The sequence below is a fragment of the Glycomyces niveus genome (assembly GCF_017592475.1).
Taxonomy (GTDB): Bacteria; Actinomycetota; Actinomycetes; order Mycobacteriales; family Micromonosporaceae; genus Glycomyces; species Glycomyces niveus.
Genome location: NZ_JAGFNP010000011.1, coordinates 93,455 through 118,948, shown reverse-complemented (window position 1 = coordinate 118,948; position 25,494 = coordinate 93,455). Strand labels below are relative to the sequence as shown.

Annotated in this window: 19 protein-coding genes; 10 read left to right on the top strand and 9 right to left on the bottom strand. The window is 70.2% G+C overall.

What is annotated here, in order from left to right:
- Positions 1–250 precede the first annotated feature (250 nt).
- Positions 251–721: a Dps family protein gene (locus tag J5V16_RS18525; protein WP_208498276.1), complete on the top strand. Its 471-nt coding sequence runs from the start codon at positions 251–253 to the stop codon at positions 719–721.
- 67 nt (positions 722–788) lie between these two features.
- Here J5V16_RS18525 and J5V16_RS18520 read toward each other — a convergent pair whose 3' ends face one another.
- Together J5V16_RS18520 and leuS are read right to left on the bottom strand one after the other, a co-directional pair.
- Entirely contained in the window at positions 789–2,207 is a 1,419-nt protein-coding gene (locus J5V16_RS18520) for an endo-1,4-beta-xylanase (protein WP_208498274.1), read from the bottom strand.
- Positions 2,208–2,419: 212 nt separating this feature from the next.
- On the bottom strand, positions 2,420–5,233 hold the full coding sequence (gene leuS, locus J5V16_RS18515) for a leucine--tRNA ligase (RefSeq protein ID WP_208498272.1): 2,814 nt from the start codon (positions 5,231–5,233) through the stop codon (positions 2,420–2,422).
- A gap of 287 nt (positions 5,234–5,520) precedes the next feature.
- On the opposite strand from leuS, the gene J5V16_RS18510 reads away from it, so the two are divergent.
- The 6 genes from J5V16_RS18510 (at position 5,521) to J5V16_RS18485 (ending at position 15,446) form a co-directional block, all read left to right on the top strand.
- Positions 5,521–6,525, top strand: coding sequence for an AAA family ATPase (locus J5V16_RS18510; protein WP_243901415.1), 1,005 nt, complete (start codon positions 5,521–5,523; stop codon positions 6,523–6,525).
- A 2-nt stretch (positions 6,526–6,527) separates the two neighbouring features.
- Entirely contained in the window at positions 6,528–7,772 is a 1,245-nt protein-coding gene (locus J5V16_RS25590; RefSeq protein WP_208498266.1) for a DUF58 domain-containing protein, read from the top strand.
- Complete coding sequence (locus tag J5V16_RS18500; RefSeq protein WP_208498264.1) at positions 7,769–10,120, top strand: transglutaminaseTgpA domain-containing protein; 2,352 nt, start codon at positions 7,769–7,771, stop codon at positions 10,118–10,120. The genes J5V16_RS25590 and J5V16_RS18500 overlap by 4 nt, the downstream gene beginning before the upstream one ends.
- 10 nt (positions 10,121–10,130) lie before the next feature.
- Positions 10,131–11,885: a DEDD exonuclease domain-containing protein gene (locus J5V16_RS18495; RefSeq protein ID WP_208498263.1), complete on the top strand. Its 1,755-nt coding sequence runs from the start codon at positions 10,131–10,133 to the stop codon at positions 11,883–11,885.
- 463 nt (positions 11,886–12,348) lie between these two features.
- Positions 12,349–14,076, top strand: coding sequence for a RelA/SpoT family protein (locus J5V16_RS18490; protein WP_208498260.1), 1,728 nt, complete (start codon positions 12,349–12,351; stop codon positions 14,074–14,076).
- A gap of 125 nt (positions 14,077–14,201) precedes the next feature.
- Positions 14,202–15,446: an endo-1,4-beta-xylanase gene (locus tag J5V16_RS18485; protein WP_208498258.1), complete on the top strand. Its 1,245-nt coding sequence runs from the start codon at positions 14,202–14,204 to the stop codon at positions 15,444–15,446.
- A 52-nt stretch (positions 15,447–15,498) separates the two neighbouring features.
- On the opposite strand, the gene qcrB is transcribed toward J5V16_RS18485, so the two are convergent.
- The 4 genes from qcrB to ctaE all read right to left on the bottom strand — a co-directional run bounded on the left by qcrB (position 15,499) and on the right by ctaE (position 19,790).
- On the bottom strand, positions 15,499–17,085 hold the full coding sequence (gene qcrB, locus J5V16_RS18480; protein WP_208498257.1) for a cytochrome bc1 complex cytochrome b subunit: 1,587 nt from the start codon (positions 17,083–17,085) through the stop codon (positions 15,499–15,501).
- Complete coding sequence (gene qcrA / locus J5V16_RS18475; protein WP_208498255.1) at positions 17,082–18,197, bottom strand: cytochrome bc1 complex Rieske iron-sulfur subunit; 1,116 nt, start codon at positions 18,195–18,197, stop codon at positions 17,082–17,084. Before qcrA ends, qcrB begins: the two co-directional genes overlap by 4 nt.
- On the bottom strand, positions 18,194–19,003 hold the full coding sequence (gene qcrC, locus J5V16_RS18470; RefSeq protein WP_208498247.1) for a cytochrome bc1 complex diheme cytochrome c subunit: 810 nt from the start codon (positions 19,001–19,003) through the stop codon (positions 18,194–18,196). The genes qcrA and qcrC overlap by 4 nt, the downstream gene beginning before the upstream one ends.
- A 172-nt stretch (positions 19,004–19,175) precedes the next feature.
- Entirely contained in the window at positions 19,176–19,790 is a 615-nt protein-coding gene (gene ctaE / locus J5V16_RS18465; protein ID WP_307793012.1) for an aa3-type cytochrome oxidase subunit III, read from the bottom strand.
- A 264-nt stretch (positions 19,791–20,054) separates the two neighbouring features.
- Here ctaE and J5V16_RS18460 point away from each other — a divergent pair, with 264 nt between their 5' ends.
- Positions 20,055–20,414, top strand: coding sequence for a hypothetical protein (locus J5V16_RS18460; protein WP_243901438.1), 360 nt, complete (start codon positions 20,055–20,057; stop codon positions 20,412–20,414).
- A gap of 23 nt (positions 20,415–20,437) precedes the next feature.
- Positions 20,438–21,499, top strand: coding sequence for an anthranilate phosphoribosyltransferase (trpD, locus tag J5V16_RS18455; RefSeq protein WP_208498242.1), 1,062 nt, complete (start codon positions 20,438–20,440; stop codon positions 21,497–21,499).
- A gap of 201 nt (positions 21,500–21,700) precedes the next feature.
- On the opposite strand, the gene J5V16_RS18450 is transcribed toward trpD, so the two are convergent.
- The 3 genes from J5V16_RS18450 to J5V16_RS18440 all read right to left on the bottom strand — a co-directional run bounded on the left by J5V16_RS18450 (position 21,701) and on the right by J5V16_RS18440 (position 24,664).
- Entirely contained in the window at positions 21,701–22,483 is a 783-nt protein-coding gene (locus J5V16_RS18450; RefSeq protein WP_208498240.1) for a zinc ribbon domain-containing protein, read from the bottom strand.
- Position 22,484: 1 nt separating this feature from the next.
- A complete protein-coding gene (locus tag J5V16_RS18445) occupies positions 22,485–23,309 on the bottom strand; it encodes a Nif3-like dinuclear metal center hexameric protein (protein ID WP_208498238.1) in 825 nt (274 codons plus the stop codon).
- 116 nt (positions 23,310–23,425) lie between these two features.
- Positions 23,426–24,664 (bottom strand): helix-turn-helix domain-containing protein, encoded by a 1,239-nt coding sequence (locus J5V16_RS18440; RefSeq protein ID WP_408612490.1) that lies wholly within the window; start codon positions 24,662–24,664, stop codon positions 23,426–23,428.
- Positions 24,665–25,087: 423 nt separating this feature from the next.
- Between J5V16_RS18440 and J5V16_RS18435 the strand changes: the two genes are divergently transcribed.
- A complete protein-coding gene (locus J5V16_RS18435; protein ID WP_208498230.1) occupies positions 25,088–25,345 on the top strand; it encodes a hypothetical protein in 258 nt (85 codons plus the stop codon).
- Positions 25,346–25,494: the final 149 nt, after the last annotated feature.

Genomic DNA, 25,494 nt, shown 5'->3' with positions numbered 1-25,494 from the left:
GTTTATCGACTATCCGAACAAATAGCGACCGGGGGCGACGAGATTCCCGACGGCTTCCTTCATTTCCGACCGGTCTTCACGCTTGCGCCCCCTCCCGGTGCGCAGAGTCGCCAGCGCGGTGGGCGCGGGAAAGCTACCCTGGGGCGGTGCGGCCGCCCGAAGCCGCGCAGCGCTCACGAGGCAGCGCATGCAAGCACGACGTTCCACAGCGGCGCCGTTCCAGAAGCCCAGTCCGATGCGAGGTACCGAGATGTCCACCGTCCGCTCCAGCCTTTCCGACGAGAACCGCGACACGACCGCGAAGGCCCTGCAGGGCGCGCTCGTCGACCTCATCGACCTGTCCCTGGTCGGCAAGCAGGCGCACTGGAACGTCTACGGCAAGAACTTCCGCTCCCTCCACCTCCAGCTCGACGAGATCGTCGTGTCGGCGCGCAACGCCACCGACCTCGTCGCCGAGCGGGCCATCGCGATCGGGGTGAGCGCGGACGGTCGGGCGGGCACGGTCGCCGAGACCTCCTCGGTCCCCAAGATCCACGACGGGCAGATCAGCGACACGGAGGTCGTCTCGCTGTTCATCGAGGCCTACACGGCGATCATCGCGAACATGCGCGAGCGCATCGAGGTCACCGAGTCGGCCGACCCGGTCACGCAGGACCTGCTCATCGGCATCACCGCCGAGCTCGAGAAGCAGAGCTGGATGTTCCAGGCCGAGCTGGCCTGAAGGCGGGCAGCGGTGAGGGCCGGGACGCTTGCGGCGTCCCGGCCCTCACCTGTGCGAAGAGACGGGTCTAGGCGGGTGTGCAGGTGACGGTCGGGACCGAGGCGGTCGAGCCGTCGTTCTTGGTGATGTTGAAGCCGAACGTGGTCGACTGGCCCGCGGCGAGTGTGCCGTTGTAAGCGGCGTTGGCGCCGGTCACGGTCGCCCCGGTCAAGGTGCCGGTCACGCTCCAGGCGTTGGAGATCCGCTCCGATCCCGGCCAGGTCCAGGTGACCCGCCAGCCGGTGAGCGCCTGGTTGGCCTTCACGGTGGCGCTGTAGGTGGCGCCGGTGTTCCAGGGGCTCTGGACCGAGAGCGTCGCGGTGCAGCCGTCGCCGGGCGGGGGCGTGCTGGTCGCGGGGTCGGTGGTGGCAGGAGTGGTGGTGGGCTCGCCGGTGCCGCCGCCGCCGAGGGCGTTCAGCGTCGAGGTGTAGGCGGGCTTCTTGGAGAAGTCGTCGTTGAACAGCAGCGCCGCACCGGTGCCGGGGAAGGTGCCGGGCACCCACGAGTCGTTGTCGCGCAGGCCCCAGACGGTGATGCCGGAGCAGTCGGCGAGTTCGGCGCAGATCTCGGTAACGCGCCGGTAGTCCTCGGCCTGCTGCGCGAGTTCGTTCGCGTCGGCCGGCGTGTTGAGCCGGATGTCCAGCTCGGTGATGCGCACCTTCAGGCCCAGGTCCACGAACCGCTGCAGGTTCGCCTCCATCGTGGAGGGCACCTGGCCGAGGATGAGGTGGGACTGGAAGCCGACGCCGTCGAGGATGTTCTGCGACTTCAGGCCCTGCGCGAGCCGGTAGATCGTGTCGGACTTGGCGTTGTCGCCCTCGATCGAGTAGTCGTTGATGTAGAGGTCGGCGTTCGGGTCGGCCGCGCGGGCGGTCTGGAACGCGGTGGTGATGTACCCCTCGCCCATGGCGCGCAGCCAGAACGAGTCGCGCATGGCGCCGTTGTTGTCGCTGACGACCTCGTTCACGACGTCCCAGGAGTCGACCCGGCCCTCGTAGCGGTTGGCCACGGTGTTGATGTGGTCGACCATGGCCGAGCGCATGGCCGTGGCGTTGAGGCCCTGCACCCAGTTGGGGGTCTGGGCGTGCCACACGAAGGTGTGCCCGTGGACGGACTGGCCGTTGTCCTCCGCGAAGTTCACGAGGGTGTCGGCCTGGGAGAAGGTGTAGTTGCCGTCCTGTGGTTCGGTCGCGTCCCACTTCATCGCGTTCTCGGCGGTGAGGGAGTTGAACTCGGTGGCGATGGTGTTGCGGTACTGCGTGTTGCTCTGAAGCTTGTTGACGTCCACTGCGACGCCGATGTCCTTGCCGATGGCGTCCGCCGCGGCGCGCAGGGTAGTCGCCTGGGCGCCCGCGAACTGCGTCGAGAGCCCTATGCCGAGCGCCGCGGTCGCGAGGGTGACGGCCCCCGCGATCAGGGCGCGACGGCGTTGCCGGTTGTGCAGCACGTGAAACTCCTCAAGGTGGTGCCGCGCCGTGAGGGAACGAGGCTGTTCGAAAGATGGGGACCTCACCGGAGCGGAGCGCTCCCAATGAGGTGAGTGACAGCCTAGCGAATGCATAGACAGCGGTCAATACCACCGTTCGATGCCGCGGCACGGTCCGGCCCGAGGCACGACGAAGGGCGGGTCCGGACCGGACCCGCCCTCAGCGCAGTGGACTACTTGGCGACGATCGAGACCATCTTGCCGGCCACCACGATGACCTTCTTGACGTCCTTGCCCGCCAGGTTCGCGGCGACCTTCTCCTCGGCCAGCGCGGCGGCCTTCACCGTCTCCTCGTCGGCGCCCGCGGCGACCTCGATGCGGCCGCGCACCTTGCCGTTGATCTGCACCGGGTAGGTGACGGTGTCCTCGACCAGGTGCGACTCGTCGGCGACCGGGAAGTCCACATAGGCGATGCCGCCCTCGTGGCCCAGGCGCTCCCACAGCTCCTCGGCGATGTGCGGGGCGATCGGCGCGACCATGGCGACCAGGGCCTCGGCGACCTCGCGCGGCACCGGGTTCAGGCCGGTCACGTGGTTGTTCAGCGTGATCAGCTTGGCGACGGCGGTGTTCATGCGCAGGTGCTCGTAGTCGTCGCGGACCCCGGCGATGGCCTTGTGCAGCTCGCGCAGGGTCTCCGGCGCGGGCGCGACATCGGCGACGGTGACCTCGCCGGTCTCCTCGTCGACGATGTTGCGCCACAGGCGCTGCAGGAACCGCTGCGAGCCGACGATGGCGCGGGTCTCCCACGGCTTGGAGTCGGCCAGGGGGCCCATCGACATCTCGTAGACGCGGAAGGTGTCGGCGCCGTAGGAGGCGCAGACCTCGTCCGGGGTGACGACGTTCTTCAGGGACTTGCCCATCTTGCCGTACTCGCGGTTCACCTTCCGGCCGTTGTAGGTGAAGACGCCCTCGGCCTCCTCCCGCACCTCTTCGGCCGGGACGTAGACGCCGCGGTCGTCGGTGTAGGCGTAGGCCTGGATGTATCCCTGGTTGAACAGACGGCGGAACGGCTCGCGGCTGGAGACGTGGCCCAGGTCGAACAGGACCTTCTGCCAGAAGCGGGCGTACAGCAGGTGCAGGACGGCGTGCTCGACGCCGCCGATGTACAGGTCGACGCCGCCCACGTCCTCGGCGTCCTGCGGGCCCATCCAGTACGACTCGTTGGCCGGGTCGGCCAGCTTCTCGGCGGCCTTCGGGTCGGTGTAGCGCAGCTCGTACCAGGAGGAGCCGGCCCAGTTGGGCATGGTGTTCAGCTCGCGCGTGTAGGTCTTGGGGCCGTCGCCCAGGTCCAGCTCGACCTCGACCCAGTCCTTGGCGCGGCCCAGCGGCGGCTCCGGCGCGGAGTCGGCGTCCTCGGGGTCGAAGGTCTTGGGCGAGAAGTCGTCCATGTGCGGCAGCTCGACCGGCAGGTGCTCGTCGCTCAGCGCGACCGGCAGGCCGGTCTCGTCGTACACGATCGGGAAGGGCTCGCCCCAGTAGCGCTGGCGGCTGAACAGCCAGTCGCGCAGGCGGAACGTGGTCGCGCCCTCGCCGCGGCCGTGCTCGGCCAGCCACTCGACGATGCGCTCCTTGGCCTCCAGGACGCGCAGGCCGTCCAGGATCCCGGAGTTCACCGCGACGCCGTCGCTGGTGTAGGCGCCCTCGCCGTCCCAGGGGGCCTCACCGGAGATGACCTGGCGGATCGGCAGGTCGAAGGCCTTGGCGAACGCGAAGTCGCGCTCGTCGTGGGCGGGCACGGCCATGATCGCGCCGGTGCCGTAGCCGGCCAGCACGTAGTCGGCGATGAAGACCGGGACGGTCTCGCCATTGACCGGGTTGGTCGCGTAGCCGCCGGTGAAGACGCCGGTCTTCTCCTTGGCGTCGGCCTGGCGCTCCACGTCGGTCTTGGCGGCGGCGAACGCCCGGTAGGCGGCGACGGCGGCGGCCGGGGTGTCGTGGCCGCCCGTCCACGCGGCGGGGACGCCGGCGGGCCAGGACTCGGCGGTCAGGGCCTCCACCAGCGGGTGCTCGGGGGCCAGGACCATGTAGGTGGCGCCGAACAGCGTGTCGGGGCGGGTGGTGAACACGCGGATGTCGCCCGCGTAGGTCCCGAAGTCGACGTACGCGCCGGTGGACTTGCCGATCCAGTTGCGCTGCATGGACTTCAGCGAGTCGGACCAGTCCAGGCCGTCCAGGTCGGACAGCAGTCGGTCGGCGTACGCGGTGATGCGCATCATCCACTGCTTCAGGGTGCGCGTGTACACCGGGAAGTTGCCGCGCTCGGAGCGCCCCTCGGAGGTGACCTCCTCGTTCGACAGCACCGTCCCCAGGCCCGGGCACCAGTTCACGGGGGCCTCGGTGACGTACGCCAGGCGGTGGCCGTCGATGACGCGGCGGCGCTCGACCGCGCCCAGCTCCGCCCACGGGCGCCCGTCGGGGGTGGCCCGCTCACCGGACTCGAACGCGGCGATCAGCTCGTCGATCGGCCGGGCCCTGTCCGCCTCGGTGTCGTACCAGGAGTTGAAGATCTGCAGGAAGATCCACTGCGTCCACTTGAAGTAGTCCGGGTCGGTCGTGGCGAACGCGCGGCGATTGTCGTAGCCCATGCCCACCAGGCGCAGCTGGCGCCGGTACCGGTCGATGTTCTCGGCGGTGATCTCGGCGGGCTGGCGGCCCGTGGCGATCGCGTACTGCTCGGTCGGCAGGCCGAACGCGTCGAAGCCCATCGGGTGCAGCACGTTGTACCCGGCCATGCGCAGGTAGCGCGAGTACGCGTCCGTGGCGATGAAGCCCAGAGGATGGCCCACGTGCAGCCCCGCCCCCGAGGGGTACGGGAACATGTCCATGACGAACTTCTTGGGCGCCCCGGCGCGCGGATGGCCGGGCTCGGCCAGCGGCCCGGCCGGGTTCGGGGCGCGGAAGGTCTGCTCGGCCTCCCAGCGCTCCTGCCAGCGCGGTTCGATCTCGTTGGCCAGCTTGGCGTCGTAGCGGTGTGCGGGTTCGGTCATGGCTCGTCCTGTGGTCCGGTGGTGGCTCTGGGTTCGGGCTCGGGTTTCCGGGTTAGACCCTAGACAGCAAAAAACCCCTGGCATGCAGGGGTGGCCGTGCTGGTTCTCTCCAGCACGGCTATCTAAGGAGCGCGATCGCCCGGGACATGCCCCCAGTGTAGCGGAGGCCCCTACGGCGGCGCATGACATGGTCACTGGGCGCGTCCGAGTAGGATGGCGGACAGGCGACCGTAACGTGCAACGGCGTGTCAGGTCGCGCAATCCCACAGACCTTCCCGGGAGGACCATTGACCTTCGAGTCGTCCCCAGGCCAGCCGCCTCAGGCTCCCGCGCCGCTCTCGCCCCAGGAGTTCAAGGCGACGGCCGAGGGCATCCTGACGAACGTCGAGTGGGTGATCGAGGGCAAGTCCCACACGATCAAGCTCGCGATCGCGGTGATGCTCGCGGAGGGCCACCTGCTGCTGGAGGACGTGCCGGGGGTCGGCAAGACCCAGCTGGCGAAGGCGCTGGCCCGCTCGGTGGACTGCTCGGTGCGGCGCATCCAGTTCACGCCGGACCTGCTGCCCTCGGACGTCACCGGGGTGAGCATCTTCGACCCCGAGAAGCGCGACTTCGTGTTCAAGCCGGGCGCGATCTTCGGGAACCTGATCCTGGGCGACGAGATCAACCGCGCCAGCCCCAAGACGCAGGCCGCGCTCCTGGAGTGCATGGAGGAGCGGCAGGTCACCGTCGACGGGAACACGTACAAGCTGCGCAGCCCGTTCATGGTCATCGCCACCCAGAACCCGGTGGAGATGGAGGGCACCTACCCGCTGCCCGAGGCCCAGCGCGACCGGTTCGCGGCGCGGCTGGCCATCGGCTACCCGGACATCAACGCGGAGCTGGCGCTGCTGGACCGCCGCGAGGAGTACAACCCGCTGGACGCGCTGCGGCCGGTGGCGGACGCGGAGATGATCGTGCGGATGATCGCCGCGGCCCGCGCGGTGCACCTGGCGCCGGAGCTGAAGCGGTACGTCGTCGACCTGGTCGCGGCCACGCGGCAGAACGCGCAGGTCCGCCTGGGCGCGAGCCCGCGCGCGACACTGCAGCTGCTGCGGTGCACCCAGGTGCTCGCGGCGATGGACGGCCGCGACTTCGCGCTGCCGGACGACGTCCAGCAGCTGGCCGTGCCGGTGCTCGCCCACCGCCTCATCCCGACCACGGAGACGACGATGGGCGGCGGCGACACGAAGGCGATCGTCTCGGACATCCTGCGGCACGTCCCGGTGGTGTCCCACCCGGGGAGGTATTAGGCGTGGAGCTCACCGGGCGCGGCAAGACGCTGCTGGCGGTGAGCGTGGTGGTCGGACTCGTCGCACTGGTGGTGGGCGAGGGCGACCTGCTGCGCGCGGCGGTGCTCGCGCTCATCGCGCCGCTGGGCGGGCTCGTGATGCTGCGCTGGACGCGGCCCTCGCTCGAGTCGAACCGGGTGCTCAACCCGGCGCAGGTCGAGGCCGGGCAGCCCACGCAGGTGCGCCTGGGCATCCAGAACACCGGTCGGGGCCGGCCCCCGGCGCTCATGCTCGAGGACCGCATCCCCTACCGGCTCGGGAACCGCCCGCGCCTGGTGCTGGAGCGGCTCGCCCCGGGCGCGCGCAGCGTCGTGAACTACACGATCACGCCGGGCGCGCGCGGCGCGTACGAGCTGGGGCCGCTGACGGTGCGGACCTCGGACCCGTTCGGCCTGGCCGTCTCGGTGCAGGAGTTCCCGCTCACGACCGAGCTCATCGTGACCCCGCGCATCCAGCCGCTGCGCAGCCTTCTGCTGCCGGGCGGCGCCGGGATGTCCTCCGGGGAGTCCGCCGCGCACGCGGTCGCGATCACCGGCAACGACGACATCGCCGTGCGCGAGTACCGCAGCGGCGACGACATGCGGCGCGTCCACTGGAAGGCCAGCGCCCACCGCGGGCAGCTCATGGTGCGCCGCGAGGAGCAGCCGTGGGAGAACAACGCGGCGGTCCTGCTCGACGTGCGCCGCGGCGCGCACCGCGGGGAGCTCTCCAGCTTCGAGTGGATGGTCGACGCGGCCGCTTCGGCCACGGTGCGGCTCTCGCGGGACGGCATCGACCCGTGGCTCATCACCGCGCATCACGACTTCGAATGCCGCCAAGGCGATTACAGTCAGGCCATGCGGTACCTGGCGACCGTGGCCGCCGCGCCCGAGGCGCCGATCGGGCACATGGTCGAGAAGGCGCAGCGGCCCCGCTCCGTCTCCGGCATCGTCGCGTTTCTCGGCCACCTGAACCCCGACGACGCCGCGACCCTGGCGCGGCTCGCCAAACGCGGCGGCGCGTGCACGGCACTGGTCGTCGACCCGGTGCGGTGGATCCCGAAGGCGCAGTCGAGCCGCATCGACCCGCGCGAGCGGGCGTTCGCCGAGCAGCACACCGCGGCCGTCGCCACGCTCGCGAACGCGGGCTGGCAGGTCATCCCGGTGATCGCCGGGACCGAACTGCGCCGGGTGTGGACCCGCCTGGGCGCGTGGAGGACTCTCGCATGAGCGGACAGCGGCACGCCACCATGGTCGCGGCGGCGACGCTCGCGCTGACGCTGACGCCGCTCATCGGCATCTTCGAAGGCGTCGGCTGGATCGTCCCGGTGCTGTTCACCATCGCGGTGATCGCCACCGCCGCGTCGCTCACGCGCGCCGCCGGACGCGGCCAGGGCCTCCAGACCCTCGCCATGTGCGCCGGGCTCCTCATCGTCCTCACCGCCGGATTCAGCGGCGGCACCGCGATCCTGTTCGTCATCCCCACGCCCGACACGTTCTCGCACTTCGGGCTGCTCGCGGGCGAAGGCGTCGCCGGGATCGTCAGGGAGGCCCCGCCGGTCCCCGCCGAGGGCGGCATCCTCTTCCTGACGCTCTTCGGGATCGGGCTCGTCGCGATCCTCCACGACATGTTCGTGGTCGGGCTGCGCACCCCGGCGCTCGCCGGACTCACGCTCCTCACCATGTACCTCGTGCCGGTCTCGGTCGCGCCCGACGCGACCGCCTGGTTCTGGTTCATCCTCCCCGCCGTCTCCTACCTGTGGCTCCTCGCCGACGACAACCTGCGGCGCGTCTCCGCGTTCGGGCACCGCTTCACCGGCGCCGGGCAGCTCGTGTCGCAGCGGTTCCCGTCCCCGATGGCGCGCACCGCCCGCTGGTCGGCGCTCGGGTTCATCCTCGTCACGCTCCTGTCCCTGACCGTGGTGCCCACCAACACCTCCGGGTTCATCGACCGCATCGCCGAGGGCTACCAGGGCGGCGGCGACGCCGGCCTCGGCGACGTCAACCCCTGGGCGCAGCTCTCCGGCTCGCTCAACCAGCCTGAGCCGGTCGACGTCCTCCGCGTCTCGACCACCGACCCCGACCCCCGCTACCTGCGCATGCACGTCCTCGACGAGCTCACCTCGGACGGGTTCGCGCCCAACGACTACGACGACCGCGAAGCCCTCGTGCTCGACGACGCCCAAGGCGAGACCTTCACCGCCGAGATCGAGAACCTCCGGATGGAGGCCCCGGTCCTGCCCGTCTACGGGACCCCCGTGGAGCTCGCGATCGACGGGAACTGGGAACGCGACAGCGCCACCGACGTCATCGTCGGCAACAGCAGCGACATGGGCGACGTCGAGAGCTACACCCTCACCTACACCGACAGCGCGCCCGACGCCGAGGAGCTCGCCGCCGCCGACGGCATGGACCCCGACGACGAGCGGTGGGCGGCCAACACCGAGCACCCCGACGTGCCCGAGCTGACCGGGATCGTCGACCAGGCGCTCGGCGAGGCGACCACCGTCCACGAGAAGGTCATCGCCGTCAAGGACTTCCTCTCGGTCGCCAACGGCTTCCGCTACACCCTCGAGACCGCCGACGCGGGCAATGACGAGGCCATCCTCGACTTCCTCGAAACCCGGCAGGGCTACTGCCAGCAGTACGCCGCCGCCATGGCGTGGATGCTCCGCGAAGCCGACGTCGCCGCCCGCGTCATCATCGGCATGTCCAGGGGAACCCGCGACGGCCAGGAATGGGTCCTCACCAGCCGCGACTACCACGCCTGGGTCGAGGTCTACTACCACGGCGTCGGCTGGGTCACCTACGACCCGACCCCGACCTCAGGCGTGCCCGGCGCGGTCTCGTTCCCGTGGGCCACCGAGCCCTCGCCCGAGGACGACGCGACCCCCGACCCCGGCGAGAGCGCGAACCCGAGCACCGACCCCAGCGAAGCGCCCAGCACCGATACCGCCGACCCGTCCCCGGGCGCCGAAGCGCCCACCGACGGCCCCACCGGCCAGGCCGCCGACAACGGCGCCGGCGGCGGCCCCGCCTTCAACCCCGCGTGGCTGCTCCTGCTGCTCCTCGCCGCCCTGCCGTTCGCACCGGCCACCTGGCGCATACTCCTGCGCCGCTCCCGGCTCGGCCCCGCCCGACTCAGCGCCAAGACCGCCTGGGACGAAGTGCTCGACCTCGCCCTCGACTACGGCGTGGGCCTCAGCGACTCGCTCACGCCCCGCCAGGCCGCCGGGGTCCTCGCACAGGCCGCCCCCGGCGCCCGCGAGGCCGCCACCGCGCTCGGCTCGGCCATGGCCCGCCACCGCTACTCCCCCAGGGGCGCCGACCCGACCGGCCTCGCCGACGCCGTGCACGACCTCCGCTCCGAACTGGACCAGCGGGCCGCGCGCGGCCGCCGCGTCCAGGCCCGGTTCTGGCCCGCGTCGCTCCTCGTGAAGCTCAGCGCGAAGCAGGCCGAAGAGAGCGCCCGCCTCGCGCGGCGCTCCGCCCGCGCCGCCGACCGGGTGCGCACGGCGGTGCGGCGCCCGCGACGTTCGAACAGCCGCAAGGACCGGGCTGTCACACGCCGCCCTTAGGGTGGCGTACATGTACAGAAGCGGCGCTGCCGAGAGCGAAGGCGGGCTCACCGACACCGGCTACACCCAGCCGACCCTCGACAGCCTGGGGACCCCGCTGGCCGAGGTGACGTTCTGCGTGGTCGACCTCGAGACCACCGGGCTCGCCGCCGACGCCTGCGGCATCACCGAGATCGGCGCCGTCAAGGTCAAGGGCGGCGAGGTCATCGGCGAGTTCGGGACCCTCGTCAACCCCGGCGAGGCCATCGACCCGCGCGTCACCCGCCTCACGGGCATCACCGACGCGATGGTCGCCGACGCGCCCGGCATCGAATCGGTCCTCCCCGCGTTCCTCGAGTTCGCTCGCGGCGCCACCCTCGTCGCCCACAACGCCGGCTTCGACATCGGGTTCCTGCGCCACGCCTGCGAACTCACCGACACGCGCTGGCCCCGCCCGCCGGTGGTCGACACGGTCGTCCTGGCCCGGCGCCTCACCGAGAAGAGCGAGGTCCCCAACCGGCGGCTCGGCACCCTCGCGCGGCTCTTCGGCTCCCCGGTCACCCCGAACCACCGGGCGCTCGACGACGCCCGCGCCACGGTCACGGTCCTGCACGGCCTCATCGAGCGCGCCTCCGGGCACGGGGTGACCACCGACGCCGACCTCGTCGAGTTCTGCCGCGCCATTCCCTCTGAGCTGCAACGCCGCAAGCGCCACCTGGCGGACGGGCTCCCGCAGGGCCCGGGGGTCTACATCTTCCGCGACGCCGACGACCGGGCGCTCTACATCGGCGTCTCCGTCAACGTGGCCGCCCGGGTCCGCAGCTACTTCTCGGCGGCCGAGCAGCGCCGGCGGCTGCGCGACATGCTCGCCTCGGCCGAGCGCGTCGAGGTCGTCGAGTGCGCGCACCGGCTCGAAGCGGGTGTCGCGGAGCTGCGGCTCATCTCCGGCGGGAAGCCGCCCTACAACCGGGCCGCGAAGTTCCCCGAGCACCGCTCGTGGGTGCGGCTGACCGACGAGCCGTACCCGCGCCTGCAGATCTCGCGCACCCCGCCGGGGCCCGGCACGCCGCGGCTCGGCCCGACCTCGGGCACGCAGGCGCAGGCCGCGATCGGCGCGATCGAGGCGGCCCTGCCGATCCGGTCGTGCCGGACCCGCTTGTCCCCCAAGCGGATGTCGCCCTCGTGCGTGCTCGGCGAGATCGGCAAGTGCGTCGAGCCGTGCCGCCACAGCGTGACCACCGAGGAGTACGCGGCGGTCGCCGAGCGCGCCGCCCGCGCCATGGACGGCGACCCCACGCCGATCGCCGCGGCCGTCTCCGAGCGCCTGACCGAGCTCGCGGAGGCCGAGCGGTTCGAGACCGCCGCCGAGCGCCGCGACGAACTCGGGGCGTACCTCCAACTCGCCGCCGCGACGGAGCGCACCAGGAGCCTCGTGGCGGCCGGAGAGATCGTCGCCGCGGGTCGGGCCAAGGGCGGCGGCTGGGAGGTCGCCGTGATCCGCCACGGGCTGCTCGCCGGGGCCGTCCGCACCCCGCCCCGCGCCGACCCCATGCCGCACATCGCGAAGCTGCGCGAGACCGCCCGCGTCGTCGACCCGCTCGACGACGTCGCCGACGCCGCCCACGCCGCCGAGACCCGCCTCCTCCTCGAATGGCTCGCCCGACCCGACGTCCGCCTTGTCACCGTAGAACGCCCCTGGGCCAGCCGCCTCGACGGCGCCGTGCGCTGGGACGGCGCCATCCCCCACGACCCCTCCCCCTGGCGCCGCCCCAACGGCGAACGCTGACCGCCCCCGCCTCTCCGAACCCGTCCCGCCCCCGGGTCACACCCTTGAGCCACCATCGAGACCGGGGCGCTCGCGTCTCGACACACCCGACCCCGGGGCACGCGATGCCGACGCCCTGTCACACTCCTGGGCACCATAGAAACCGGGGGCGATCCATCGCCGACACACCCGACCTCGGGGGCCGCGCCATTCCACATCATGGGACACTTCTCCGAACCCTCCGCTGTCCCAACGGAACCCACCGTGCCATCCGCCGAGATCCGCGCAATCCGGCGAATCGGACGTGAGTCGTCTCGCATTCATTTGCGGCGCTTGGGGTTTCCACGCACCGGTCCGCGCGGGTACTGTGTGTCATCCGCCGATGGCGGCGGCCCTGCCGAAATCCGACAGTGTCTAGTGTCGATTCTCTCCAAGAATCGTTGTACATCTAGAATGCGGTCAACCTTGGGCATCGGAGGCTTTCATGTTGCGCGCATTGCTTTCGGCTACTCGGTCTGCCAAACCTGAAGACCCGTGGGACCTCGCGGGCAAGGTGGCGCAGCTCGAAGCGGCCCACCGTGCGCACTGCGAGCAGCCCGACATGCTCCTCGTCCGCCGCGCCTACCGCATCGCCGAGCAGATGCACCGCGGCCAGGCCCGCCGCTCGGGCGAGCCCTACATCACCCACCCGATCGCCGTCTCCACCATCCTCGCCGAACTCGGCGTCGACACCGCCACGATCGCGGCCGGGCTCCTCCACGACACCGTCGAGGACACCAGCTACTCCCTCGAAGCCCTCCGCAGCGACTTCGGCGACGAGATCGCCGTCATGGTCGACGGCGTCACCAAGCTCGACAAGATCCACCTCGGCACCGCCGCCGAGGCCGAGACGTTCCGCAAGCTGGTCCTCACCGCCGGGCGCGACATCCGCGTCATGGTCATCAAGCTCGCCGACCGCCTCCACAACATGCGGACCATCAAGTTCAAGAAGCGCCCCAGCCAGATCCGCATCGCCGAGGCCACCAAGGACGTCCTCATCCCCCTCGCCGACCGCCTCGGCCTCTACGTCATCAAGCGCGAACTCGAGGACATCGTCCTCGAGACCCTCGAACCCGAGGTCTTCCAGCGCATCCACGAGCACCTCGGCTCCGACACCGACCGCAAGCGCCAGGTCGCCGTCATCGCCCCGCAGGTGCGCCGCGCCCTGCGCGAGTTCAAGGTCGCCGCGCGCCTGCTCGACCGGCCCCGGCACCCGTACTCGATCTACCGCGAGATGCAGAAGCACCCCGGCACCGGCCCCGCCGACCCGCCGCGCCTGGTCATCGTCGTCGACGGCCCCGCCACCGACTGCTACGCCGCCCTCGGCGCGATCCACAAGCTCTGGAAGCCCATCGGCGGCAAGTTCCGCGACCTCATCGCCGCCAAGAAGTTCAACCTGTACCAGTCGATCCACACCGCGGTCGCCGGCCCCGGCGGCGTCCCGATCGAGTTCCTCATCCGCACCAAGGAGATGCACGAGACCGCCGAGGTCGGCATCGTCGCAGGGCTCCGCCAGACCGGCTCCAACCCGGTCGAAATCCAGCTCCCCTGGCTCCAGCGCCTCCTCGACTGGCAGCACGAGGTCGCCGACTCCGGCCAGTTCCTCGACTCGCTCCGCTGCGACCTCGCCGACCAGGACATCCTCGTCTTCACCCGCGACGGCGGGCAGCTCACGGTCCCCAAGGCCTCCACCCCGGTCGACGTCGCCTACTGCTCCGGCCCGGCCAAGGGCCACCGCCTCATCGCCGCCTACGTCAACGGCGAGATCGCCCCCCTCGCCCAGAGCTTGAAGGACGGCGACACCGTCGAACTCGTCCTCACCAACGAGCAGCCGTACGGCCCGTCGAAGCAATGGCTCGAGCACGCCAAGACCCCCGAGGCGCAACTGCACATTAACGACTGGTTCGGCTCGATCGAGGACGTCGACTCCACCGGCGAGCTCCCCGTCATCCCGATGCAGCGCTTCGAGGACGAACTCAAGGCCGGAAAGAACCGCCTGTGGCGCTCGCTGATCGCCCGCGGGCGCGGCCTGGCGGGGGAACAGCCGCTCCACGGCGTCGCGTCGTCCCTGGGCTTCCCCGACCTCGATTCGCTGTACCTCGCGCTCGCCCGCGAGAAGCTCGACCCGGACGAGCTCGCTGACAAGCTCATCACCACCGTCGACCGCTACTGACGCATCGATCAACGAACGCCGCCGCGCTCTGGGAGCGCGGCGGCGTTCGCCGTTTCCCCTTGACTCCCGCCCGGCGGGCTGCTGGAATACATGGCGGTGAAACTTCCATGGAAAGTAGCAATCAAATGACCGAAACTTTCAGTGACGATCGCATCCGGCGCCACCGCAGCGCGGACGCGACGGTCACCCTCACCGCCGACGGCGCGCCCCTCGCCGGACGCGAGGTCACCCTCGAGCAGACCCGCCACAAGTTCCTGTTCGGCTGCACCGGGTTCGAGCTCATCGGCCACGCCAACGGCACCAGCGAGGACCCCGAGGGGGACGCCCGCAACGCCGAGCTCTGGGAAGGCCTGTTCAACTTCGCGACCCTCCCGTTCTACTGGGGCCGTTACGAACCCGAGCGCGGCAACCCCGACGCCGCGCGCCTGCGCAAGGTCGCCCAGTGGTTCGCCGACCGCGGCCACCCGGTCAAGGGCCACCCGCTCGCCTGGCACACCGTCAGCGCCGACTGGCTGCTCGACCTCGACAACGAGGAGATCGCCCGCGTCCAGGTCGAGCGCATCAAGCGCGAGGTGAGCGAGTTCGCGGGCGTCATCGACATGTGGGACGTCATCAACGAGGTCGTCATCATGCCGATCTTCGACAAGTACGACAACGGCATCACCCGCGTCTGCCGCGACATCGGCCGCATCCCCATGGTGCGCATGGTCTTCGACGCCGCCCGCGAGGCCGGCCCGAACGCCGTGCTCCTGCTCAACGACTTCGACATGTCGGCCGCCTACGAGTGCCTCATCGAAGGCGTCCTCGAAGCGGGCGTCAAGATCGACGTCCTGGGCCTGCAGAGCCACATGCACCAGGGCTACTGGGGCGAGGAGAAGACCGAGGCGATCCTCGACCGCTTCTCCCGCTACGGGCTGCCGATCCACTTCACCGAGACCACCATCGTCTCCGGCGACCTCATGCCGCCCGAGATCGAGGACCTCAACGACCACCAGGTTCCCTCCTGGCCCTCGACCCCCGAAGGCGAAGCGCGCCAAGCGGACGAGATCGAGCGCCACTACCGCACGCTCCTGGCGCACCCGTCGGTCGAGGCCGTCACCTACTGGGGCATGAACGACGCGGGCATGTGGCTGGGCGCCCCGGGCGGCTTCGTGCGCCTCGACGGCTCCCCCAAGCCCGCGTACGACCGCCTCCACCACCTCGTCAACGAGGAGTGGGGCACCCCGGCCACGACCCTCACCACCGACGAGGAGGGCCGCCTGCGGTTCAGGGGCTTCCTCGGCGACTACCTCGTCACCAGCGGGGGCCGCGACGCCGCGTTCACCCTGGACGCGGCCGGCGAGGCGCACCTCGCCGCCGAACTCAAGTAGCGCAAGCGGAACGGGGCCGCACCTTCCGGTGCGGCCCCGTGCTCATGCCTTGCTAGTGCCTGCCCGACTCGATCTCGTCGCGCCGCTCGGCGCGGCCGTCCTCGGACGGCTCCTCGATCGACTTGAAGAAGCCCTTGTCGGCGGGCGGCAGCGCGCCGATGCGGTTCATCTTCTTCGGGACCACCCAGCCGTTGTACTCCAGCTCGGTGTGGCCGTGCTCGTCCGGCTCGGCGAGCGGCTGGTGCACCTCGTAGAAGCGGCCGTTCGGGTCGCGCATCAGGATGCCCGTCTCCAGGCCGTGCGCGAGCACCTCGCGGTCGTGCTGCTGCAGGCCCAGGCAGATCCGGTACGTCACGTAGTACGCGATGATCGGCAGGACCACGAGGCCGATGCGGCCCGCCCAGGTCATGGCGTTCAGGCTGATGTCGAACTTCTCGGCGAACACGTCGTTGCCGCCGGAGATCACGCCGATGATCCAGAAGACCACGACCATGACGCCGAGGCTGGTGCGGCCCGCGTTGTCGCGCGGACGCTGCAGCAGGTTGTGGTGGCCGCGGTCCTTGGTGAACCGCCGCTCCAGCGCCGGGTACAGCAGCGGCAGCATGACCGAGAGCCCCATGCCCACGATGCCCGGCCAGAACACCGGCGGCAGCGTGAAGTACGGCGGGATGCGCAGCTCCCAGGCCGGGAAGAGGCGGATCAGGCCGTCGAGGTACATGACGTAGAAGTCGGGCTGCGAGGCCGAGGACACGACCGAGACCTCGTAGGGGCCGAAGAGCCAGATCGGGTTGATCTGGAACAGGCCCGCCATCGCGCCGAGGACGCCCCAGATGAACAGCATGAAGCCGACCTGCTTCATGACGTAGTTCGGGAACATCCGGAAGCCGACCACGTTGTGCTCGGTGCGGCCCGGGCCGGGCCACTGCGTGTGCTTCTGCACGAACACGAGACCGACGTGGACCGTGATGAGCGCGAGCAGGAGCAGCGGGAACACGAACACGTGGATGATGTACAGCATCGAGATGACGCTGGTGCCCGGGAACTGCCCGCCGAACAGCGCCGCGGAGGCCCACGGGCCGATGAACGGGATCGACTCGGTCATGCCCTCCATGATGCGCAGGCCCGTGCCCGAGAGGCCGTCGTCCGGCAGCGAGTAGCCGAAGAAGCCCTCGAAGAAGCCGAGCCAGAACAGCACGATGCCGATCATCCAGTTCGTCTCGCGCGGCGCGCGGAATGCGCCGGTGAAGAAGATCCGGAGCATGTGGACCAGGATCGACGCCATGAACAGCAGCGTCGACCAGTGGTGCATCTGCCTCATGAACAGGCCGCCGCGCACCTCGAAGGAGAGGTCCAGCGCCGAGTGGTAGGCCTGCGACATCTCGATGCCCTGCAGCGGCACGTACACGCCGTTGTAGGTCACCTCGACCATCGAGGGCTCGAAGAACAGCGCCAGGAACGTGCCCGAGAGCAGCAGCAGGATGAACGAGAACAGCGCGATCTCGCCCAGGAGGAAGGACCAGTGGTCGGGGAAGACCTTGTTGAACAGGATCCGGGAGGGCAGTGCGAGCTTGAAGCGGTCGTCGAGCTCGCCGCCCGCCTTCGTCAGCAGGCTTTCACTCGTGCCTTTGCGGCGTTTCACTTCTCATCCTCCTCGGGGAGGGACGGGCGGTTCCAGAACGCCGGCCCCGGGGGCACCAGGAAGTCCGACTTCGCGATGAAGAAGCCCTCGTCGTCCACGGTGAACGGCAGCATCGGCAGGTGCCGGGTGGCCGGGCCGAAGACGGGAGCGGCGTTGTCCACCACGTTGAACTGGGACTGGTGGCACGGGCACAGCAGACGCTGGGACTGCTGCTCGTAGAGGCTGGTCGGGCAGCCGACGTGGGTGCAGATCTTCGAGTACGCCACGAAGTTGCCCCACAGCGCCTCGGCGTCCACGTACATCGGGTAGAGGTTGCCGCGCAGCTTCTCGGCGTCCTCGTCCCGCAGGTGGATCAGCAGGACCGGCGAGGTCGGGTGCTGGTTGGTCGCGCCGTGGTCGATGGCCGGGTAGACGGTGATCTGACCGCCGACCGAGACCATGTCGGGGCGCACCAGGGCGCCGTCCTTCATCATGAAGCGGATCGGCTCGCCGTCGTTGTGCTTCTCGGCGTTCCAGCCGGTGACGGTGAGCATGTCGCCCGGGTCCTTGATGAGCGCGCCGAGCGGCGCGATCGCGGCCAGGCCCAGCGGCGCGGCGCCCAGGAGGGCGGCCTTCACCAGGAACGGGCGGCGCTTGATCCCGAGGTCCTCAACCATGTTGTCGACGGTGGCCTCGGCGATCTTGCGGTCGTCCGAAGTGGACCCGCCGTCGTGGCGCTCCTGCACCAGCTCCTCGATCGGGAGCAGCTTCTTCGCCCAGGTGAGGACGCCGACGGCGAAGAACAGCAGCGAGAACCCGAGAGTGAAGCCCAGCACCGGCGTGTACCAGGTCTGGAGGTCGCGCCAGGACGCGGCGCCTTCATACTCCCAGGGCCACCAGATGTAGGCCGCCACGAACGCGGTCGCGAACAGGCCCGAGACGAGGAACAGGCCGCCGACGATGCGCTCCATGCGCTTCTCGGCCTTCGTCCCCGGCTTCGCGAAGCGCGGCTCGTAGTGAATGATCTCGATGTCGTCGCGACGCAGGCCCTCTTTGTAGACCTCGAAGCGGCTGAGCTTCGGGTTGCTCAGGTCCACCGGTTCGGGCGGGTTGCTGTCGTTGTGCGCACTCACGATTTACCTGCAATCCAGAGCGTGGTCAGCAGGAGCGCGGTCATGCCGACCAGGAAGATGGCCAGTCCTTCGGTGGCCGGTCCGAACCGGCCCAGAGTGAAGACGCCGCCCGGGTCCCTGTCCTCGTTCACGAGGTACTGGACGTAGGCGATGAGCTCGGCCTTCTGCTCGGGGGTGAGCTCGTTGTCGGCGAAGACCGGCATGTTCTGCGGGCCGGTGAGCATCGCCTGGTAGATCTCCTCGTTGCTGACGCCCTCGAGCGAAGGCGCGTGCGCGCCCGAGGAGAGGGCGCCGCCGCCGCCGGCGTAGCCGTGGCAGGAGGAGCAGTTGACGCGGTAGAGATCGCCGCCCGCGGCCACGTCGGCCTCGTCGACCATCGCGTCGAGGTCTTCGGGAGTCCCGGCGCCGCCGCCCAGGTACTCGATGTACGCCCCGAGCCACTCGGCCTCTTCTTCGGTGAAGACCGGGTAGTCCGTGCTGGGGGCCTGCGCGCCCTGCGCCGCCATCGGCATGCGGCCGGTGTTCACCTGGAACTCGACGGCGGCGGAGCCGACGCCGATGAGGCTCGGTCCGCGCCCTTCGACGCCCTCGCCGTTATCGCCGTGGCAGGAGATGCAGCTGGTGTCGTAGAGCTCCTGGCCCTTGACGGCCTCGGAGTCGATCGCGTTGGCCTCGGACTCCTGGGCGTACAGGCTCGGGGAGAACGCCGAGTAGAGCCCTCCGACGATGACCAGTGCGCCGGTGAACCTGGCCAGCGCGCCGAGGCGCTTGCGCCAGCCTCGCCGGCGTTTCGCTGATGCAGCCACGGTTGTTGCCTCACCTTTATCTAGCTCTCGGACCGGACCGGGCCCTGTTCGGTCCCGATTCGGCCGGCGGCCGCCTCCGGGCGGCGGCCGTCGCAATTCTCGGATACGGCTCCGGCGCGGGGGCCGGGGCCTGACTTGCTGTGGACCGGAACTAAAAGCCGGCCGAGGTGTTTCAGTACTGGGCCATCGGAAGGAAGTAGATCACGGCGAAGAGCGCGATCCAGACCACGTCGACGAAGTGCCAGTAGTAGGACACCACGATGGACGCGGTGGCCTGGGCGGGGCTGAAGCGGCCCATCGTCGTCCGGATGAGGTAGACGATGAACGCGACGAGGCCGCCGGTCACGTGGAGGCCGTGGAACCCGGTGGTCAGGTAGAACATCGTCCAGTAGCCGTCGGCCGAGATGGAGTGGCCTTCGGAGACCAGGTTCCGGTACTCGTTCACCTGGCCGAGGACGAAGACGAGGCCCATCACGAACGTGACCGCGAACCAGAGGCGCAGCTTGTAGACGTCGCCCTTCTCGGCGGCGAAGACGCCGAGCTGGCAGGTGATGGACGAGGCCACGAGGATCACGGTGAACACGAGCGCGTACGGGATCTCGAGGTGGTGGTAGCCGGCCTCGTACATCGCGGGCGCGGCGGCCTGGATGGAGAAGTACATCGCGAACAGGCCCGCAAAGAACATCAGTTCGCTGCTCAACCACACGATGGTGCCGACACTGACGACGTTGGGCCGCGTCAGTGAGTGGATACGGCTGGGGTCGATAGTTGCTTCGGCGGCAGTCACGCGCACATTATTACGGCCCGGCGGGCTCAAGCTGCGCATGGGGTGTGTTTTTCGCGCGTGTCGAGCGGCGGTAGGCTCCCAGGCTCTTCACATCGTGTGCCCAGGTCATTCCCGGTTCGGCCAATGTGGGCACTCGGTCGGCCGGAAGTGGCCGCGCCGGTCTTCCCATTTCAGTGTGGCCGGTTTAATATGCGAAGCGTGACTACCTCAACGTCTGAGTACGCGGTCCTGCTGTACAGCCATCGACCCGCGGTCATCGAGCAGATGCGCTCGGCGATCGGCGAGGAGCCGGTGGAGGGGGTGAGGATCGAGTACGCCGTCGCGGGCGGGTACGACGAGGCGGTGTCGCTCATCGACAAGTACGCCGTGGACCTGGTCCTGCTCGACGGCGAGGCGCAGCCCGCCGGCGGGCTGGGGATCGCCCGGCAGCTGCGGGACGAGTTCGACGAGCCGCCGACGCTGGCGGTCGTGGTGGCCCGGGCCGCGGACCGGTGGCTGGCGGCGTGGTCGCGGGCGGACGCGGTGCTCATGCACCCGCTTAACCCCGTGACAACCGGCCAGACGGTAGTAGACTTGCTGGTCAGCCGCGCACAAGGCGTGGCGCCGGCGCAGCGCGCCGCCTGACGACCCCCTTTTCAGGAGACCTCATGTCCAGCCCGACCTGGCCCGATGTTCTCGGCCGTCTCTCGAACGGCGACCACCTCGACGAAGCCAGCGCGGACTGGGCGATGGCCGAGATCATGGCGGGCAACGCCGATCCGGCCCAGCTCGCGGCGTTCGCGGTGCTGCTGCGCTCAAAGGGTGAGACGCCCGAGGAGATCGGTGCGATCGCGGGCCGGATGCTGGCGGAGACGACCCGGCTGGACCTGTCGGACCTGGGCGTCGCGGTGGACATCGTGGGGACCGGCGGCGACGGCTCGAACTCGGTGAACATCTCGACGATGGCGGCGATCACGGTCGCCGCGACGGGCGTGCCGGTGATCAAGCACGGGAACCGCTCGGCGTCGTCGAGCGTGGGCTCGGCGGACCTGCTGGAGGCGCTGGGCGTCGACCTGGAGGCGACCGCGGAGCGCGTCGAGGCGTCGGTGCGCGAGGTCGGGATCGGCTTCGCGTTCGCCCGGACCTTCCACCCGGGGATGCGGCACGCGGGCCCGGTGCGCGCGGCGCTCGGCATTCCCACCGTATTCAATCTGCTCGGGCCGCTGACGAACCCGGGCCAGCCCGCGGCGGGCCTGATCGGCTGCGCGGACCCGGTGAAGGCGCCGCTCATGGCGCAGGTGTTCGCGGCTCGGGGCGCTTCGGTGTTCGTGGTGCGCGGCAACGACGGCCTGGACGAGATCTCGACCTCCGACACGACCTCGGAGTGGATCGCCTCGGGCGGTCGCGTCTCGCAGGGGTTCATCGACATCACCGAGTGGGGCCTGGAGCGGGCCGGCGCGGAGGCGCTGCGCGGCGGCGACCTCGAGTTCAACACGAACGTGGCGCGCGAGGTGTTCGCGGGCGGGAACCGGCCGGTGCGGGACGCGGTCCTCATCAACGCGGCGGCGGCGCTGGCGTCGCGGCAGGGGCTGATCGACGGCGTCGACCTCCACGACGTGAAGACCCGCAAGGGCCTCATCGAGTCGAACCTCGAAGTGGCGGCCAAGGCCATCGACGACGGCAAGGCGACCGACCTGATCGAGCGCTGGGCCGCGTTCAGCAGGAAGTAAGAGCGGGTCGCCCCGAAAGCGGGAGGCGACACGCCGATGAGTTGTCGGAGCCCGGTCGTAGGTTTGCGCCCCTGCCAATGCCCGGCTCGCAAGCTTCGCCGAGACCGGGTCCGCCCGGGCGGACATATCGCATGAGTCGGTCATATACGAAATGTCAAGGGCGGGAGGCGCGATGCGCCTCCCGCCCTTGCACTTATTCGTCTACGTGTACTTCTTGAGTTCGTCCTCGGAGGCGAGCGACGTCGGCTTCGACTGCGGCAGTTCGGTTCTGATGAGGATGCTGCCGCATTCCTCGCAGCGCAGGACCTCGTCGATCGGGGCGGCCTTGATCGGCTGCATGTCGGCCGGGGACTTCTCGATCCGGCACGAGCCGCAGCGGCGGCCGACGAGCTCGGCGGCGGCGATGGGCTGCTTGGCGTGGATGCGCTCGTAGAGCTCCACGAGCCGGTCGGGGATGTTGATGACGAGCGCTTCGCGGGTCGAGGTCGCGTCGGCGGTCTCGGTGTCGATCTCGCCGAGCTGGCGGCCGCGGTCGGCCTCGGCGTCGGCGAGGACCTGGCGGGACTCCTCGACCTGGCGGCGGATCTCGGTGAGCTCGGCGTCGAGCGCTTCGCGGCGCTCCATCAGCTCGATCTCGTCGTCCTCGAGGGTGCCCTGGCGGCGGGCGAGGGACTCGAGTTCGCTCTGCAGCCCTTCGAGTTCCTTCGCGGTGGCGGCGCCGGAGGCCATCCGGGCGCGGTCGGCGTCGGCGCGCTTGGTGACGAGCTCGACCTCCCGCTCGACGCGTTCGATGTCGCGGTCGAGGTCGGCGAGGTCGCCGGTGAGGTTCGCGGCCTTGTCGGCGAGGGCGCGCTGGCGCTGGACGGCCGTGGCGTACGCCGGGTCGGCGTCGAGCTTCTTGCGGCGCTGGCCCAGCTGGGTGAGCTGGGTGTCGACCGCCTGGAGTTCGAGCAGTCGGCGCTGATCGAAAAGGTCGGCTTTCAACCTAGTTCACCCCGGTTCTCTGGTGGATGGTCCACGGATCGGTGTCGAGGTCGGAGACGAGGACGTCGTCGACCAGACGGGACAGTTGCTCGCCAACGATATCGAGCCACGGTCGCTCGGTGGCCCAGTGGGCGGCGTCGATGAGGGCCGGGCCGCTCCGGGCGGTGTGCTCGCTGGCCGGGTGGTGGCGGAGGTCGGCGGTGAGGTAGGCGTTCGCCCCGGCCGCGGTGGCGTCCGCGAGATAGGAGTCGCCCGCGCCGCCGCAGACGGCGACGGTGCTGATCTGGCGGTCGGGGTCGCCGGCGGCGCGCACGCCGCTCACGGTGGGCGGGAGGGCCTTGGCGGCGCGTTCGAGGAGGGCGGCGAGGGTGAGGGGCGCGGGGAGGCGGCCGATGCGGCCGATGCCGCGGCCGGAGCCGTGGTGCTCGGGGTCGGTGAGGGGCCGCAGCGGCCGGAGGTCGACGAGGCCGAGCCGGTCGGCGAGGGCGTCGGAGACGCCGGGGTTGGCGACGTCGGCGTTGGTGTGGGCGACGTAGAGGCCCATGCCGGATTCGATGAGGGTGTGGACGAGGTCGCCCTTGTAGTCGGCGGCGGGGTCGAGGCTGGAGACGCCGCGCAGGAGGAGGGGGTGGTGGGCGACTATGAGGTCGCAGTCGTTCTCGATCGCCTCGATGACGGTGGCGGGCACGACGTCGACGACGCAGAGGACCTTGCGGACGGCGTTGCCGCCGCGGCCGCAGACGAGGCCGACCCGGTCCCAATCCTCTGCCCAGCGGCGCGGGTACAGGTCGTCGAGGGCAGCGGTGATCTCGCTGAGCGTGCGCATCACTGGAGTTTAGGGCCTGGCCGCAGCGATCGGGAGAGCGCTAGGGGTGCCCGGAGCTCGAGCAGCATGGCTCCGGGCACCCCTCATACGCACCGTGCCGGTGCAGCCGATGGCGGTTAGTTCAGGGCGCCGACCTCTTCGGCGAGGCGGCGCAGCTCCTGACCGGGTTCACCCTTGGTCCGGTGCAGGATCTGGTCGATGAGCTCGATCGCGACGGGTCGGCAGCGCACCTCGGCCGGGGCGTGCCGGTCGGCCGTGACGAGGTGGCGGCTGGCCCGCTCCATGTCCCCCACCTGGACGCAGGCGCGCGTCATGTCGAGGTGGTGGTGCGCGCGCCGTTCGGCGACGAGGTCGGCGAGCGCGGCGGGCGAGATGCGGTCGTGGACGGCGAGGGCGTCGCCGCCTTCGCCGAGTTCCACGAACACGGCGGCCCGGTGCAGCATGACGTTGGTCGGCCCGAAGGACGTGTAGTAGTAGTTCGCGTCCCGGCCGAGGATGTTGGCGGCGCGGGTGGCGCTGTCGAGCAGGTCGTCGCTGGTGGTGCTGTCCCCGGCGAGCGCGGCGGCCATGGCCCCCTGCAGGAGCAGCGCGCCGTAGACGCTGATCTGGGCCGGGGTGGAGCGCTCGCCGCCGGTCTCGGAGATGAGGCCGTGGGCGACCTGGACGTTGAGGTCGAGTGCGGCCTGGTGGCGTCCGAGTGCCCTGAGCGCGTTGGCGACCCGCGTGGTGGCGATGCCGGCGAGCAGCGGGTCGTTGCCGCGGTTGGCGGCGGAGATCGCGCGGTCGGCGGCGAGCCAGGCGAGCTGGGCCTCCCCGAGTTTGCGCAGGACCGTGGAGGCGATCTGGTAGACCTGCGTCATGAGTTCGGCGGCGTCGGCGCTCGTGCCGCCGACGGGCCGGTCCTCGGCGACGGGCGTGTCGCGCAGCAGCTGGATGAGCGAGCGCGCGACGACCGGGTAGTGGCCCTTCTCGAAGGCGAGCCAGCAGTAGTTGACCGATCCGCGGAGCTCGGGGATCGGGGTCGATTCGATCGGGGCGGCTTCGAGGAACCGGCCGAGGCGCTCGTAGCGTTCGAGGGACTGGCGGATGGACTCGACCTCCACCTGGTCGAGGCAGCCGCCCATGCCGGGCCGGCGCTTGGGCTCGCGGCCGAGCAGCTGCCCGGCGTCGATGCTCAAGGCTTCGGCGAGTTCGGTGATGACGGAATACTTGTCGAGGCGGCGGACGCCGCGCTCGATCTTGTCGACCCAGCTCTTGGACTTGCCGATGCGGTCGGCGAAGACCTGCTGGGACATGCCGCGGCGTTGTCGCCAATAGGCGACGCGCCGCCCCATCGGTTGCGTTTCGGACTCCATGTCAGACCCCACCGTCTATAGGAGTTGGTTTGCGGACTACGGGACGTGCGTTGCGGTGTTCGGTTGTGGCGGCCGTTCCTCCGGCCATGAGTCACGGCCGCCTCGTCGGGGCGCCGGGCGGTTGTCAGCTGTGCCCGGTTGTCTTGACCCGCACGGGCCGGCGTCCTTCGCGGCATTGCCCTTTGGGGACGCCGGGTGTGTCGCCTTTGGCGCTCCGACACTAACTGTTTACCGTCTTTTCCCTTCCTGCACAACGGCCGCCAACTGCCAATATCACGCTGTGCTTGAAGCCGCTTACAGTCTTGCTCGGCCGCAGCACCAAGTGGCGGCTTATCTGGGGTTATGCCGGGTTTCGGTCGCCCGTTCGCGGGAAATCTGCACATGCAACGTGTCGATTCAAGCCCCTGCGTCGTTGTGTCAGATATGAGACACAACCGAGTCGTCGCGCGCCGCGAACATCGGCGCGCCTTCCGCAGGGCGTTCCTGACGGCCGCCATCGCCACCGCGGCAGCGACCGCATTGGGCTTCGCCGTCGCCTTCTCCCCGCTCGCCGGGTGGGTGACCATGGGCCTCGCGGCCGCAGCGGCCGCCACCCTCTGGATCGAGGCGCGCAGCGGCCGCGCCGCCTCGGGACCGCCGGTCACGCAGGTTTACTTCCTGGGCCAGCCGGGCGACGACTGAACCAGCGCCATCTCAGGCGCGCAAGGACTTCCGCAGGGCCGGGTACAGGGACGCGGCGGCCGCTCCAACAGGCGGCCGCCGCGTCCCGTTCCGAAGCGGGGGGGGGGGAGGCAACGTTTATGGGGGCCACCAGGCACATTCCGCCCGGG

Bases quoted from the DNA above. Each gene is read 5' to 3' on its own strand.
- J5V16_RS18485 (WP_208498258.1), top strand. From the start codon at position 14,202: ATGACCGAAACTTTCAGTGACGATCGCATCCGGCGCCACCGCAGCGCG.
- J5V16_RS18495 (WP_208498263.1), top strand. From the start codon at position 10,131: ATGTACAGAAGCGGCGCTGCCGAGAGCGAAGGCGGGCTCACCGACACC.
- J5V16_RS18435 (WP_208498230.1), top strand. From the start codon at position 25,088: ATGAGACACAACCGAGTCGTCGCGCGCCGCGAACATCGGCGCGCCTTC.
- J5V16_RS18490 (WP_208498260.1), top strand. From the start codon at position 12,349: ATGTTGCGCGCATTGCTTTCGGCTACTCGGTCTGCCAAACCTGAAGAC.
- J5V16_RS18525 (WP_208498276.1), top strand. From the start codon at position 251: ATGTCCACCGTCCGCTCCAGCCTTTCCGACGAGAACCGCGACACGACC.
- J5V16_RS18460 (WP_243901438.1), top strand. From the start codon at position 20,055: ATGCGCTCGGCGATCGGCGAGGAGCCGGTGGAGGGGGTGAGGATCGAG.
- J5V16_RS18445 (WP_208498238.1), bottom strand. From the start codon at position 23,309: ATGCGCACGCTCAGCGAGATCACCGCTGCCCTCGACGACCTGTACCCG.
- trpD (WP_208498242.1), top strand. From the start codon at position 20,438: ATGTCCAGCCCGACCTGGCCCGATGTTCTCGGCCGTCTCTCGAACGGC.
- J5V16_RS18440 (WP_408612490.1), bottom strand. From the start codon at position 24,664: ATGGAGTCCGAAACGCAACCGATGGGGCGGCGCGTCGCCTATTGGCGA.
- J5V16_RS18500 (WP_208498264.1), top strand. From the start codon at position 7,769: ATGAGCGGACAGCGGCACGCCACCATGGTCGCGGCGGCGACGCTCGCG.
- leuS (WP_208498272.1), bottom strand. From the start codon at position 5,233: ATGACCGAACCCGCACACCGCTACGACGCCAAGCTGGCCAACGAGATC.